The organism is Thalassotalea loyana, assembly GCF_030161435.1.
Taxonomy (GTDB): domain Bacteria; phylum Pseudomonadota; class Gammaproteobacteria; order Enterobacterales; family Alteromonadaceae; genus Thalassotalea_G; species Thalassotalea_G loyana.
In genome coordinates this window covers 317,110-330,740 of the sequence record NZ_BSSV01000004.1, presented here as the reverse complement: position 1 = coordinate 330,740, position 13,631 = coordinate 317,110, and the positions used below count along the sequence as shown (strand labels likewise).

Sequence of the window (13,631 nt, the reverse complement as noted above, 5' to 3'; positions counted from 1 at the left end):
TAGTTCAACATTATTCGGATGTTGACTGTTTTATCTCTTGCTGGAATTGCTTGGGTGTCATCCCTGTACTTTCTTTAAAGCATCGACCAAAGTACGTTTGCGAAGAAAAGCCTATGTCAAGCGCTATACGGCCTATTTGAGAGCCATTGGCTAGGAGCTCCTTAGCTTTGCTAATTCTAAACTCTTTTATAAAGTTATTTGGCGTTGTACCCAGTATCACTTTTATTTTTCGCTGTAGTTGGCGTTCACTCATCGCCATATTGTCAGCTAAAAAAGAAATGTCTAATTTTGGTTCGGCGTAATGTTTGGCAATCAAAGATTCAAGTTTATGTAAGAACTTTTCTTCTGCACTAACACTATCGATAGATTGCTCAGTCATTGCATTTGCGTTTTGATAGCTTACTGACATTTTTTGTGCTTTTTGCCCATCAACATAGCTTTCTACATAGCGCTTTTGCAGACGAATGCGATTATCAATTAGGTTCTGAATGCGTGACAAGAGTTCATGATGGTTAAATGGCTTACTTAAGTATTCATCGGCATTTAAATTAAGCCCTTGTAATCGACTTTCTAAGTCTGATCGAGCCGTTAGTAGAATAACGGGAATGTGCGCAGTTATGTCGTTATTTTTAAGCTCCGACAAAACTTCAAAACCGTCAATTCCGGTTAACATTAAATCGCACACTATAAGATCGGGAATGTATTCTTGAGCTAATTCAAGACCAAGCTCTCCACTGCCTGCCAAAATACAGTGATGATGCTGTTCAATTACTTGTTTTATGTGGCTTTGCATGTCTAAGTTATCCTCTATAACTAAGACAACCTGATGAGAGTGATTTACCTGCGTGCTGGAAGCAGAACGCTGTTCGGTTAAGAGAGAGCTAACCTCATTTTCAGATAAGCTCATTTCTACATCGATTTCGGTATCTACTGCACTTGCTAGTGGTATCGACAATGTAAACTTACTACCTTGGCCATATTCACTTGTTAATCCTATTCGCCAATCATGGGCTTTTACTAACTCATGCACTAACGACAGACCAATTCCAACTCCAAAGGTTGCTTTGTTTTTCACATCGTCAGCCCGTTGAAATCGCTCGAAGATTGTTGATTGAGAATTCTTGTTAATGCCTATTCCTGAGTCGATGACGTCGAGGAAAATCGTGTCATTTTCGCTATACGCAAGCACTTGCACTTTTCCACCTTTAGGCGTGTACTTAATCGCATTAGCGAGTAAATTAAAAATGATTTTTTCAAACGCTTGCGCATCACAATCAAGCCAGAGGTCATCTGGTACTTTGCTTTCGAACGTCAGCTCATTTTGACTCGCTAATTGACTAAACGAATCTATTGGCATGGTCATAAGGGTTTTTAAGCGATAAGTATTGAAAGTAAACTCAGGGTTGTCAGTCAAACGAGATAACTCTAGTAGCTGTTCAACCATTCGAACCAGTCTTAAACCGTTTCGTTTGGCAGTCGTTAAGTCTTCATTAGCTTGGTCATGTGTTGCTTGACCTATATAGCGGTCGATTACGCCATTAATGATTGTTAATGGTGTTCTAAACTCGTGAGAGATATTGGCAATAAACTTATCTTTTGATTCTAAGGCGAGTTTTTCAGCATGTTTTCGAGCTGACAAATTGATAAAGGTGATGACAATAAGCGGTTTGTCCGCACGGTCTGCCCACTGTAACTCGGCCTGCGCTGGGAATTCGGTACCATCAGAGCGCAGTGATGTACATTCAACAGAAATACCTATTTCTTTACGTTGTAATGAATAAACATTACTTTGAAAGTCAAAAAAGTAATGCATTTCATCTTTTTCAGCAAAGAGTTGGCTCACAGGTGTGCCACGAAGCTCGTGTTCAAGGCTCTGAAACATCTGCACGGCAGCCGGGTTAGCTGACAAAATATGACCATTGGTAGATGTCGTTAATATCGCATTGTTGGAAGCATTGACAATGGCTTTGAATTCACTATTCGTGAGTGCTTCTTGTAAGCTATCTTTTACCTGCTCTAATTCACTATTGGTTCGATAAAGATGGTTAATCTTTTGCTGACTTTCTTGAGCACCATTTCGCCGGGAAAAGGCATTTAACAAAATAAGCAGGGCACCAGCAATGGCCCAGGATAAGACTATCGTCGTTTGTAAATTGGAGTTAACAATATAAAATAGTTGCTGTTCCTTACCCACTAAATGAAAGCTAATAGGAAGCAACATCAGCAACAGAATATAGGGTTCAGCGATGATATCTTTTTTTGTTGTCGCTTTCTGTTTTTTCGTAATAAGCGTGATAGCACTTGTTAGCGCTAAAAAAGCATATGGCGCCAGATTTAACAACTGACAAAAATATGTTCGCTCTACCTCTGTATTATTAATAATTCGAGTGAAGTTATTGATATTGGCAAAACACAATACAATTGCCCCCACCAACAAAGCCAGGAAAAAATAACGCCAAAATGTAACCTTGCTATCAATAACGCTTAGCAAAATTCTGTAGGTAATGAGCCCGCTAATGACTATGTTAAAAAGTGCTGATGTTCGGCCACTCAAATAAGTATCAGGTGTGAATTGAGCAGAAAGTAAAATGAAGTAACAGAAGCAAACAAGGGTAAAGAATATCGAAGGTATTCGCCCTCCAATATATTTCTCGTCGGCTTTCTTTGATAAGTGTGGTGCACTTTCAATCGCTAAAATAATAAAGAAGTAGGTGAGCAGTGATGTGAAGTCACCAACAAGCACCTTATTAATGTCGTTTGTCATCAATTCATTTGCACTTCCGAGCAATAGCGTTATTAAGGCAAGAAGCATGTATTGCCAAAATAGCTTAAAGGCACGCGAATCTGTTTTTTTAAAACATTTCCAAATTAAAGACACGCAAATGAATTGAATAATAATCAAACCAAAAAACGAAAAATTAGATGAAGGTTGGTTGATAAAGTTAGCCACGGTCGCATGGGGGATTAACACTAATAAGCATATAACTGCAAACATTGAGGTGATGGTGAATGACGGCAAGCGAGTTCCTACTTTTTATTGTGTTATTAGTGAAAGATTGACTGTTAGTCCCTTAGTCTTCTGTTTTACGCATAATTTATAATAACAACATATTAACATCAAGTTTACATTTTTAAGGGGGGGCTTGTAAACTAACGGTTGTTCATGTTGATCAAAATCCAGACTAAGCTCGTATGCCAACCATTGGTAAAAAATAGGAGTGTGGTTTGAGTGGATATAAAAAGGTACCCACTTCAAGGTTGTCGAGATTGGCATCTGTCGGAGGTTTGCTTGCTAAAGTTACCGGCAACGTTATTATCGATGGAACGAAGAAAAAACTCAGTGGTCAATCTCCCACGCTAAATTCGTTAATTTTGCAACCTAAGAACATTGGGAATCTCGCTGACAAACTTGCTGAGTTGCGCGGCGCTGCGATGAAATTAGGGCAATTGTTATCCATGGATGCAGGAGAGCTTTTACCTCCTGAGCTCAGTCAATTACTAGAGAAGTTGCGCTCAAGTGGAAGCGCCATGCCACACAGTCAGTTAGTGAATACGATTGAGGAACAGTGGGGAAAAGACTGGTTAGATAAGCTCGGTTATATGGAGCTTCGACCGTTTGCTGCAGCCTCTATTGGTCAGGTTCACCTGGGATATGGGCTTTCAGGCGAAAAATTAGCAATAAAAATACAATATCCGGGAGTCGCTAAAGCGATAGAGAGTGATGTTGATAATGTTGCAGTTTTGCTTAAGTTATCTGGATTGATACCTCCACAAATTGATATGGAACCTCTGCTACATGAAGCTAAGTTGCAATTAAAGAACGAAGCTGATTATCAATTAGAGGCGAGCTTCTCAAAACGATACCAAACCAAAATTAACGCCAAATACTTCGTTATTCCTGCAGTGATTAATGAACTTTCTACCAACACGGTATTGGCGATGGAGCATGTTGAAGGAATAGAAATACATCACACGATTCATCATGAAGAAGGGGTTAGAAACTTTATTGCCGAACGCCTTATTGAGCTATTCTTTGACGAGCTTTTTGCCTTTCAATTAATGCAAACTGATCCAAATTTTGCGAATTACTTATATCAAGACAGTTCAGGAAAAATCGTCTTACTTGATTTCGGCGCTACTCGGGAAATACCGGAGAAAGTCAGTACAGGTTATCGCCGCTTGATTAGCGCATGTCTGCACAAGGATACTAAGGCAATGATTCAATCAGCGCGTGAGATTGGTTTTTTCAATGACGCAATATCTGAACCTTACCTCAATGACATTCTCGCTATTTTTCAACTTGCGACAGAACCACTGGTCAACGATGAACCTTATGATTTTGCAGAGAGTAACTTAGCTCAACGAATTAAGGATCAAGGACTAAAGATTAATAAGCAGCAGAACCAGTGGCATACTCCGCCGGTAGACGCTATCTTCATTCACCGTAAGCTTGCGGGCTTGTATTTATTAGCGAACAAATTAAAAGCAAGCGTTAATGTCAGAGAATTGTTTGAGGCTTATTTCATTTCAAAAGAGAACTTATGAAAACACCAGAAGAAACTTCAAGAATCATTGAAATGGCGTGGGAAGATAGAACGCCTTTTGAGGCCATTCATGCAACATTTAACCTGTCTGAAGGCGACGTGACCAAGTTAATGCGTCGAGAATTAAATCGCAAAAGTTTTCTAAATTGGCGAGCACGGGTGTCTGGGCGAAAGACAAAACATAAAAAACGTAGCCCCGATACCCACTTACGTGCTTACTGTCCTACTCAATATAAACATCGTTAATTTACATGAAAACGTTTGCATAAAAACATTCATTAGCGTCAACTCGAAAATTCAAAGGGTTTCGCGTAAACTTATTACATTCCTTGGTGTAATGGTGAACTACCATCGCATGTAAATAAGTACGATTGACCTAAGGTATAAGTTGGTTTTCTAGGCGTTATCATGAAAAAACTTTTCTTATCATTGATTCTCATTTTGATGTTTTGCAATACAGTTAGTGCAACAACCGTGCGCTTTGCTGTAGGGCCAGATCATCATGCAATGATGGATAATAATTATGCTATTTATCGGGCTAATTGGGAGTTTTTGGAAAATAGCTTAGATCTATTAGGCGTGAAATTAGTAGCGGTGCCAACGCCATGGGCAAGAGCAAGAGCCTCAGTTGAATCGGGCAAGAATCATGGGCTTTTTTTAGCTGCAAACTTTGCCGAACGAAACCAATGGGCGGAATTATCTAACCCTTTAGGTTACGAAGTATTTGGCTGTTTTTTTCATCGGGATAACCCCGATGGTGACAAGGTTATCGCTGCAGTGCGTCTAGGTGCTAACGACAGGATCTTGTCATATTTGAAGCCTGAAGAGTTATTGAACGTTGCCACTGCGCAACGAGGCTTGCAATTGTTGCAGAACCGCAGGGTTGACCGTTTTATTATGGCAAAAGGATATGGGCAATACCTTTTAAATACAGAGTTGAGTGATATTGAACATGAGCTTTTGTTTGACCCATATCGTGCGGAACTCAGGAGCCTTCATGTCGCGTTTGCTAAAGATAAACCTGAAAGTATTAAGATGTTAAAGCTCGTTGATCAAGCTATCAGTATGGGAATGAAAAGTGGCTTCTATCAGGTCGCTATGGACAAGTATGAAGTGTCAGATGAAATGCGTGTTAAATTAAACTAACATGCCTGGCCTTATCAAAAAGCCCGCTTTACACGGGCTTTTTTACAACATGCCGGTTATCGCTTTGCCGTTGTTGCTTTATTGGTTGGTAATATCACTTGGTCAATCACGTGAATGACACCGTTTGACGCTTTTATGTCCGTCTTAATGACGTTCGCATTATCTACCATAACTTTTCCGTTCATGGCGGTAATATCAATGGCAGCGCCTTGTACCGAGGTCGCGCTATCAATATTGACAACTTGTTTCGCATACACTTTGCCTGGTACAACATGGTAGGTCAAAATAGCAATGAGTTGATCTTTATTTTCTGGTTTCAACAAATTTTCGACCGTACCCGCGGGTAGTTTCGCAAATGCTTCGTTGGTTGGAGCAAACACGGTAAATGGCCCGTCGCTCTTGAGTGTGCTCACCAAGTCAGCCGCTTTTACAGCCGCAACAAGTGTTGAAAATGTGTCATTTGAGGCAGCGATGTCAACGATGTCTTTCTTTTTGTATCCGTAACCGCCTGCAGATACCGTAAGACTGATGAGTAGCAGTAATGGTGTTACTAACTTAACTAAAATTGCTTTTATGCTTTGCATGATATTGTTCCTGTGTAATAAATAATTTGTGTATTTTCATGTTATTTATGGTGAAGCGATCCTGCTTTCTCCCTTCAACCTCGCGCGGTTAATTGTTCTTACGCATGTAGGAAAAAATCAGATTAAAATTTGTTTAAAAAATGTTCATTTTGTTTTTTCTACTAGGCATTAAAGTTAATTTACTTATAGATTAATGACTTATGGTTTGGTTAAAAATTATCGCTTGATCGTTATATAAATAAGAACTATTATCACTTGCGTTTACGTAGAGGTGAGGTGGTTATGTACGTTTGTATCTGCAAAGGTATTACAGATAAGCAGATTAAGAAAATGGTGCTAGAGCAAGGAGTAGGTTCGATCCGCGAACTCAAAGCTAAGCTAGATATCGCATCTCAATGTGGCACTTGTGTTAAGTTAACACAACAGGTGATTGATGACACAATTGTCGACGAATCCCTGTTTGAAAACGTCGGTTAATCGAATAAATTCCGAGTACGTTAGTAAACCTTATTACTAATCATTATCATTTTTATATTATTGAACTTGTTAGCTTTTTTTGCTAAATAGCTAATCCTTTCTATACTGATATTGTCGATCGCTAACTAGGACAATATCATGAAATCAAACACTGAGATTATTGCGACTTTAAACAAAGTCCTAACCTCAGAATTAACCTCGATAAATCAATACTTTTTACATGCACGAATCTACAAGAACTGGGGTTTTTCTCAGTTAAATGATAAATGCTACAAAAAGTCTATTCTCGATATGAAGCAAGCCGATAAAATTATTGAACGTATTTTATTCCTCGAAGGATTGCCAAACTTACAACAACTAGGGCAGCTATCAATCGGTGAAGAGACACCTGAAATGCTTGAGTGTGATTACAAGTTTGAGCTTAACCAGCGCACAACATTGCAAGACGCCATCGCTTTGTGCGAAAGCCAACAAGATTATGTTAGTCGAGATATGTTGACTGAGATTCTCGATGGTGAGGAAGAGTATATTGATTGGATTGAAACCCAGCAATATCAGATAGAGAAAATGGGTATCGAGAAATACCTACAAGCGCAGTTATAAGGAGAGCGTGATGAAAGGTAATAATCAAATTATAGCCGCGTTAAATGAATTACTAGCATTTGAACTTGCAGCAATGGACCAATATTTTATTCACTCTAGAATGTATCATGATTGGGGGTTCAATAAGCTATTTGAGCGCATAGACCATGAATTTGACGATGAAAAAGGGCATGCGTCATTGCTTATCGAACGCATTTTATTTCTTGAGGGAATCCCAGATATGAAATCCCGCGCAGAAATCATTATTGGTCAAGAAGTACCAGAAATGCTGCAGAGTGATTTGAACGTAGAATACGCCGTAGATGCCAAATTGAAAGAGGTTATGGCGCTATGTGAAGATCAGCAGGACTATGTATCACGCGACATGTTGCAAACCTTGATTAATGACACAGAATCCGACCATGCATTTTGGCTTGAACAGCAACTAGGCCTTATTAACAAAATCGGTTTGAGTAACTATTTGCAATCACAAATGTAATTTTTATTAGGTGCTGTGCAATGCAGCACCTAGTGTTTATTATTCACCAAAATTCAACACAATACCTTGTAGCTATCGGTTGTTTTCCAAACAGGAAAACTTCTTTGCTGTGAGCTCCTACTTATATTACTTCCCCCTTGTGTATCTAATTGTTGCTCTATTTTATATCATGTTAAAAATATATGTTTTATCGAAAAACGATAAAAAATGATTGAATATTGGTTTTTGTTATATTATTGTTAATATCGATTTTAGGACTTAATAACAAATAACAGCAACACCAAAGGATGAAAATATGATTGCGTTTCAAAAGTATTGCCAGATTCATCAAACCAAGATGTACTTCTTTACATCGTTTTTAGGCTTCATGACATTTCTGATGTTTATGATGGGGGTAATATCTATTGCAACAGATGGTTTAATCGAAGCAACAAAAGATCCAGTTGTAATGACTGCCTTGGTTGATTTTCCGGTAAGTTTCTTATTGCTATTGCTGTTACACAAGGTCTTCAATTTATATATAAAAGGGCAGTTTTTCACGAGCCATACTCTCAACATCCTGCAAACTATCGCTAAACTTGCCATTTTGTTTGGGATGGTGATTAAGCCGGCAATCGAGATTAGCTTACTTTACTTCACATCTGATCGAGCGCTGTCATTAATGGACTATTTCGCTAGCGTTGATTTAGCCATTTCCATCGTTGGTTATGTTTTACACATAGGTACGGCAACACACAAAATTTCTCGAGAACTTGAGAAAGAACAAGAATTAACGGTGTAGTTATGCCTGTAATAGTTAATTTAGATGTGATGCTTGCAAAACGAAAAATGAAATTAAACGACCTGGCCGAAGCTGTCGGTATCACCGCTCAAAACTTAAGTGTATTGAAAACAGGCCGTGCAAAAGCGATTCGCTTCTCGACATTAGAAGCTATTTGTCACCATTTGAAGTGTCAACCCGGTGATGTTTTGGAATATCAGGAAGAAGAAAAGTAAGAGGGAAAATCATGATTGAGTTCATTTTTAACTATGAAGAACAAGAGATTAAATACACTGTTGACTTACTCGGTCGAGAGAAAGTGTTTGTTGGTGATAAGCTTGTTGCTAAGCCGACAAATATCCTCAGTTCCGTGACTGAAGTTGAGATAACTATCAACAATCAACGGTTGAAGTTAAGTCGAATGGTAAGATCGTACGCAGATGGTGAATATCAAGTTACACTATCGAATGAAGAAAGGATTATTGATAAACAATCTAAATTTGTTATTGATATTTCAATGTCAGGTGAAGAAACAATGTACCGAGGAGATGAGGTAGATTGGTTAAGTGAAGTCAAAGTGCCGCAAGGTGTCATTTATTGTGCTTGGGCACTGTATATGGGCATTATCGTACATTCCTTCGCTGGAGAATTCACTCAAAGTGGCAATATTCTTGATGTGTCGGCATGGGCGATTGTTGGCTTTGCTACAGTATCGGTATGCTTATTCTTTTATTGGGCTGTTAAAGCGATAGCGTCTTCACCAAATGAACAGGAAATAGTTTAACTCAACTCAGTATTATTGAATCATTTGAATTGATGAATGGCTTCAAGACTTTGTTAGCGATTGATAAACTTGAAGAAATTCATCTCGTAACCAGCGGTGGGAAGGGTAGTATTCTACCCCCCAATACCAACTCATATACACACTTGGTTCGTTATAATCAAAAGGTGGGGCAAAGCTTATAAAATCATGAGTTTCACTGAAAGAGTGAGCTAAGGTTGTTGGTAAAGTACAAATCATATCGGTGGCGATAGTTGCATTAAAAATATCGACAAAGCTTTGACTTTTGAATGCTATCTTTCGTTCATATGGAAATTCAGTGAATAAGCTAATGATGTTTTTTGTCGTGTTTCTAGGCAGAATAACGCCATGCTTTTCGTTTAAATATTGTTCTAGTGTTATTTGATAGGTGTTCGCAAGTCGAGGATGTGCTTTGTTTGCAATAATACAAATTTGGTCATTATATATTTTTGTGTAGTGACAGCTTTCATCGTTCAACGGCAACATGTCTACATGTAAATCGTATTCCCTATTTCTAAGTGCTTGTACAGGATCATTAAGGACATTATTCGTCACGATTAAGGTAATGCCAGGAGCCTTTCGATAAAAATACTCGACGATATGTTTCATAAAGTGAGCATTGTAAGGGTTTGTTATATTGATTCTGTACTCGAGTTTTAGTTTATCTGGCGATTGAGCTTCCTTCATTGGTAAAGTACTACCAATATCAAGCAATACCTGATTTAGGAGAGGATAAACTGCCCTAGCTTTACTGGTTGGTTCCATTTTACCCGCTTTTCTCTCGAACAAAGGATCGTTGTAAAGACTTCGTAACCGTTTTAACGCATGTGATACGGCAGATTGGGTCATTCCTAATTCTTCACCGGTACGAGTTAAGTTTTGTTCGTTCATGAGTACCGTGAAAACAACGAGGAGGTTTAAATCTATGCCTCTAAAATTATTCATTGAGTGCTTTGGACTGGTCAAATTTTAGATTTATTATTAATGAAACCGCTAAGTTCTGCTAGTAATTAGTTGTTACTATGAATTAAATTCATGCCTGTGTCTTTTCTTTTCATTTTTTTATCATGCTTCTGCTCCTTATAATCCTTCCATAATTTGCGTTGAACAACACGTTAGAAATAAATCTAATCTTTTGATTTTTATATTTATTTTGAGTTATCTCGAATAGAGGGAGTCAACGCTTAGTTTATAGCAATGGTGAATCAGAGTGGCGAACTCATTTAAATCAAGACAAGCCGCAGGTTTGGCAATGAATTTTCAACAATTTATAGGATAGGTTTATGTCTATTAAGAAAAACTTAAGTCATCTAGCGTTAGGGATCAGTCTGATTGCAGCATCCGGCTTAGCTAATGCTACAACAGATACTTCTCGGCCAAATATATTAGCTATTTGGGGCGATGATATTGGCGTTCACAATATCAGTGCGTATAACCACGGTATTATGGGGTACCATACGCCGAATATCGATCGGCTGGCTAATGAAGGCGCAATGTTCACCGATGCATATGCACAACAAAGTTGTACGGCGGGACGTGCAGCATTCATGATGGGGCAACAGCCATTTCGTACTGGCATGTTAACAATTGGCATGCCTGGCTCATCTCATGGCATTCCTGACTGGACACCGACTATTGCTGATGTTCTAAAGAACAAAGGGTATATGACAGCTCAGCATGGTAAAAATCATTTTGGTGACCAAAATAATCACTTACCAACCGAGCACGGTTTTGACCAATTTTATGGCAATTTATATCACTTAAATGCGGAAGAAGAGCCTGAAACTTATTATTACCCAAAAGATCCAGATTTTCGTAAGTCGTATGGCCCACGAGGTGTGATCAAGTCATTTGCCGATGGCCGTATCGAAGATACCGGGCCAATGACGCGCAAGCGAATGGAAACAGCTGATGAAGAGTTTTTAGCGGAAACCTTGAAGTTTATTGACAAGGCACATCAAGAGAAAAAGCCGTTTTTTATATGGCATAACACGACTCGCATGCACGTCTGGACTCGTTTAAAAGAGGAAGCAAAAGGTAGAACAGGTATTGGGCTATATCCAGATGGTATGGTTGAACACGACGATCACGTTGGTATTTTGTTAGATAAGCTAGATAACTTAGGTATCGCTGATAATACTATTGTAATGTACTCGACCGATAACGGTGCAGAGACTGTTACATGGCCAGACGGTGGTATCACTCCATTCCATGGTGAAAAAGGAACAACTTGGGAAGGCGGGTTCCGTGTGCCACTAATCGTTAAGTGGCCTGGTAAAATTAAACCGGGCAGCACAGTAAATGGTATCGTTTCTCATGAAGATTGGATGCCTACATTTGCTTCAGCTGCTGGGATCAAAGACTTACCGTCGAAAATGAAGCAAGGTTATCATGCAAATGGCAAAGATTTCCGTGTGCACCTTGATGGGTATGACTTATCCGACTATTTATCTGGCGGTACGAAAGAATCCCCTCGTGATGCAATTTTTTACTTCGCAGCGACAGGTCAGCTTAATGCTGTGCGTTGGGAGAATTGGAAGGCTCACTTTGCTGTGCAGGAGGGCGCGATTAACCAAGCGGTACGTACGACACCAGCATGGCCAGTTGTCATTAACTTAAAGTCTGATCCTTACGAAAAAATGTGGGATGAATCACAAATGTATTTACGCTGGTATGCTGATAATATGTGGCTGTTTGTACCACTTCAAAAGAAAGTAAAAGAATTCATGGGAACGATTAAAGGTTATCCGTTCCAGCCGGGCTCTTCGTTATCTGCCTCAGGTATTGATTATGAATTCTTAGTCGATCAGCAAATGAAAAAGACACTTGCTGAGGTTGATGCAGCGGTGAAAAAACTAAGTAAATAGATTTGCACAGGCTATTTCGCCAAGCCTAAAAGCCCAATATGAAACAATATTGGGCTTTTTTTGAGAATAAGAAACGTAATATTACGCTTTCTCTACAACGAACATATGGTAGCCAAACTCATCAGCGTACTGAGTGCAAATGTTAACTTCTTGCTCAATATCGTTAAATGCTGGTGACTTCTCCATTGTTGGTCGAACTTCATCAAGTCGCTTGCTAAGGGGGTGGTAGTAGTTATTCCACGCCTCTTTACTTTGATTGAAATGCTTGAGCACACGATAGCCAGCATTTTCGATCTGTTTGACTCGTGTATCGATTTGCTGCATGTCTGGGTATTCCTGACGCCAAAATGTTTCAGCTACTTCACTTGGTTCGTCTGTGTACCAAACCATATCGCTAAATACAAAATGTCCGCTCGGTTTCAACACCGGTTTCCACAGCGATAGTGCTTTCTCAACGCCGATAATATAAGCACTGCCTTCAGCCCAGGTGAGGTCAAAGCTTTCGCTAGAAAATGGTATATCAGACATGCTCGCGCATACGGTTATTAAACGCTCTGATAGTCCCTCACTTGAAAAACGATTGGTGAGTGCGTCAAGTGCAGACTGTTCATTATCAATTGCCGTTATTTGTGCTTCACTTTCAGTTGCAAGCGTCAGTGTTGCTAAACCCTTACCACAGCCCATCTCCAAAATCTTTTTTGGCGACGGTGAAATGACGTTAAATGCTTTTTTAGTATCTGATTTACTGCCGGGCCCCCAATACTCTAGTGTACTGAAAATGCTCATAAAGTCGTTCATGTAGTTGTCATGTTCATTCATATTTTTTGATAACCATTTAAGTCTAAGTGCTTCTTTTTCGTCAAAGCCTTGCGTTTTTAGCCAGTCAATATGGGCTTCTGGTGCGACGGCATTTAGCTTTTCATGCCAGGGTTTCAATTCCCCTTCGCCAACCAATGCCTGCAAGAAGCTTCTTGCTTGTTGCTTTTGTGCTATTTCCACATTAAGTGCGTCTAAACGCTTATGCAATAACCCTTTATCTAACTTGGCTTCGAGGCATTGCTTGCACTCTTTTAGAGTTAAACCTCCAAGTTGTAGGTGTTGAATGAGCAAAATTCTTTGCAAGTCTTGTTCTGAATAAACACGATAACCGTTATCAAGTCGTTGCCCTTTGATAAGGTTTTGTTTTTCATAGTAAAGCAGTGCTGTTCTAGACAGACCTATTTTTTTGGCAAGCTCTGAAATTTTGTACATCATCGCACCTTGTAGTTTAGACAGTTTTGTACTGTAAACTATAAAGTAATAGACAGGTCAACTGTGACAATTGACAAAAATAAGTTATTCACGCAATAAAAAAACCGAAGCTAGGCTTC

14 protein-coding genes are annotated in these 13,631 nt (G+C 39.2%); 10 read left to right on the top strand and 4 right to left on the bottom strand.

Going from position 1 to position 13,631, the window contains the following annotated elements:
* Positions 1-10: 10 nt before the first annotated feature.
* Positions 11-2,764 carry an ATP-binding protein gene (locus QQK05_RS11300; RefSeq protein WP_284298617.1) on the bottom strand — a complete coding sequence of 918 codons (2,754 nt, stop codon included), beginning with the start codon at positions 2,762-2,764 and terminating at the stop codon, positions 11-13.
* A 461-nt stretch (positions 2,765-3,225) separates the two neighbouring features.
* Between QQK05_RS11300 and QQK05_RS11295 the strand changes: the two genes are divergently transcribed.
* From QQK05_RS11295 to QQK05_RS11285, 3 genes are all read left to right on the top strand, one after another.
* Positions 3,226-4,545 carry an ABC1 kinase family protein gene (locus QQK05_RS11295; protein ID WP_284298615.1) on the top strand — a complete coding sequence of 440 codons (1,320 nt, stop codon included), beginning with the start codon at positions 3,226-3,228 and terminating at the stop codon, positions 4,543-4,545.
* Positions 4,542-4,790 carry a TIGR03643 family protein gene (locus QQK05_RS11290; protein WP_284298613.1) on the top strand — a complete coding sequence of 83 codons (249 nt, stop codon included), beginning with the start codon at positions 4,542-4,544 and terminating at the stop codon, positions 4,788-4,790. Before QQK05_RS11295 ends, QQK05_RS11290 begins: the two co-directional genes overlap by 4 nt.
* Before the next feature lie 162 nt (positions 4,791-4,952).
* Positions 4,953-5,690: a substrate-binding periplasmic protein gene (locus QQK05_RS11285; protein ID WP_284298611.1), complete on the top strand. Its 738-nt coding sequence runs from the start codon at positions 4,953-4,955 to the stop codon at positions 5,688-5,690.
* A gap of 56 nt (positions 5,691-5,746) precedes the next feature.
* Here the strand turns inward: QQK05_RS11285 and QQK05_RS11280 are convergent, their stop codons facing one another.
* Positions 5,747-6,274 carry a fasciclin domain-containing protein gene (locus QQK05_RS11280; RefSeq protein WP_284298609.1) on the bottom strand — a complete coding sequence of 176 codons (528 nt, stop codon included), beginning with the start codon at positions 6,272-6,274 and terminating at the stop codon, positions 5,747-5,749.
* A 282-nt stretch (positions 6,275-6,556) separates the two neighbouring features.
* Here QQK05_RS11280 and QQK05_RS11275 point away from each other — a divergent pair, with 282 nt between their 5' ends.
* The 6 genes from QQK05_RS11275 to QQK05_RS11250 all read left to right on the top strand — a co-directional run bounded on the left by QQK05_RS11275 (position 6,557) and on the right by QQK05_RS11250 (position 9,376).
* A complete protein-coding gene (locus QQK05_RS11275) occupies positions 6,557-6,751 on the top strand; it encodes a (2Fe-2S)-binding protein (RefSeq protein WP_284298606.1) in 195 nt (64 codons plus the stop codon).
* A gap of 138 nt (positions 6,752-6,889) precedes the next feature.
* The gene (gene bfr, locus QQK05_RS11270; protein ID WP_284298603.1) at positions 6,890-7,354 is read left to right on the top strand and encodes a bacterioferritin; all 465 of its coding nucleotides are present in this window, start codon (positions 6,890-6,892) and stop codon (positions 7,352-7,354) included.
* 10 nt (positions 7,355-7,364) lie between these two features.
* The gene (gene bfr / locus QQK05_RS11265) at positions 7,365-7,832 is read left to right on the top strand and encodes a bacterioferritin (RefSeq protein ID WP_284298601.1); all 468 of its coding nucleotides are present in this window, start codon (positions 7,365-7,367) and stop codon (positions 7,830-7,832) included.
* Between the two features lie 295 nt (positions 7,833-8,127).
* Positions 8,128-8,613, top strand: a complete 486-nt coding sequence (locus QQK05_RS11260) for a DUF2975 domain-containing protein (RefSeq protein WP_284298599.1) — start codon at positions 8,128-8,130, stop codon at positions 8,611-8,613.
* Between the two features lie 2 nt (positions 8,614-8,615).
* Complete coding sequence (locus tag QQK05_RS11255) at positions 8,616-8,828, top strand: helix-turn-helix domain-containing protein (protein WP_284298597.1); 213 nt, start codon at positions 8,616-8,618, stop codon at positions 8,826-8,828.
* 11 nt (positions 8,829-8,839) lie between these two features.
* Positions 8,840-9,376, top strand: a complete 537-nt coding sequence (locus tag QQK05_RS11250) for a hypothetical protein (RefSeq protein WP_284298595.1) — start codon at positions 8,840-8,842, stop codon at positions 9,374-9,376.
* A 42-nt stretch (positions 9,377-9,418) separates the two neighbouring features.
* On the opposite strand, the gene QQK05_RS11245 is transcribed toward QQK05_RS11250, so the two are convergent.
* Positions 9,419-10,339: a LysR substrate-binding domain-containing protein gene (locus tag QQK05_RS11245; protein WP_284298593.1), complete on the bottom strand. Its 921-nt coding sequence runs from the start codon at positions 10,337-10,339 to the stop codon at positions 9,419-9,421.
* A 338-nt stretch (positions 10,340-10,677) separates the two neighbouring features.
* On the opposite strand from QQK05_RS11245, the gene QQK05_RS11240 reads away from it, so the two are divergent.
* On the top strand, positions 10,678-12,261 hold the full coding sequence (locus tag QQK05_RS11240; protein ID WP_284298591.1) for an arylsulfatase: 1,584 nt from the start codon (positions 10,678-10,680) through the stop codon (positions 12,259-12,261).
* 81 nt (positions 12,262-12,342) lie between these two features.
* Here QQK05_RS11240 and QQK05_RS11235 read toward each other — a convergent pair whose 3' ends face one another.
* Positions 12,343-13,512 carry a MerR family transcriptional regulator gene (locus tag QQK05_RS11235; RefSeq protein WP_284298646.1) on the bottom strand — a complete coding sequence of 390 codons (1,170 nt, stop codon included), beginning with the start codon at positions 13,510-13,512 and terminating at the stop codon, positions 12,343-12,345.
* Between the last annotated feature and the right edge of the window lie 119 nt (positions 13,513-13,631).

Bases quoted from the DNA above. Each gene is read 5' to 3' on its own strand.
- QQK05_RS11245 (WP_284298593.1), bottom strand. From the start codon at position 10,339: ATGAATAATTTTAGAGGCATAGATTTAAACCTCCTCGTTGTTTTCACG.
- QQK05_RS11285 (WP_284298611.1), top strand. From the start codon at position 4,953: ATGAAAAAACTTTTCTTATCATTGATTCTCATTTTGATGTTTTGCAAT.
- bfr (WP_284298603.1), top strand. From the start codon at position 6,890: ATGAAATCAAACACTGAGATTATTGCGACTTTAAACAAAGTCCTAACC.
- QQK05_RS11290 (WP_284298613.1), top strand. From the start codon at position 4,542: ATGAAAACACCAGAAGAAACTTCAAGAATCATTGAAATGGCGTGGGAA.
- QQK05_RS11235 (WP_284298646.1), bottom strand. From the start codon at position 13,512: ATGTACAAAATTTCAGAGCTTGCCAAAAAAATAGGTCTGTCTAGAACA.
- QQK05_RS11255 (WP_284298597.1), top strand. From the start codon at position 8,616: ATGCCTGTAATAGTTAATTTAGATGTGATGCTTGCAAAACGAAAAATG.
- QQK05_RS11260 (WP_284298599.1), top strand. From the start codon at position 8,128: ATGATTGCGTTTCAAAAGTATTGCCAGATTCATCAAACCAAGATGTAC.
- QQK05_RS11240 (WP_284298591.1), top strand. From the start codon at position 10,678: ATGTCTATTAAGAAAAACTTAAGTCATCTAGCGTTAGGGATCAGTCTG.
- bfr (WP_284298601.1), top strand. From the start codon at position 7,365: ATGAAAGGTAATAATCAAATTATAGCCGCGTTAAATGAATTACTAGCA.
- QQK05_RS11275 (WP_284298606.1), top strand. From the start codon at position 6,557: ATGTACGTTTGTATCTGCAAAGGTATTACAGATAAGCAGATTAAGAAA.
- QQK05_RS11280 (WP_284298609.1), bottom strand. From the start codon at position 6,274: ATGCAAAGCATAAAAGCAATTTTAGTTAAGTTAGTAACACCATTACTG.
- QQK05_RS11250 (WP_284298595.1), top strand. From the start codon at position 8,840: ATGATTGAGTTCATTTTTAACTATGAAGAACAAGAGATTAAATACACT.
- QQK05_RS11300 (WP_284298617.1), bottom strand. From the start codon at position 2,764: ATGACAAACGACATTAATAAGGTGCTTGTTGGTGACTTCACATCACTG.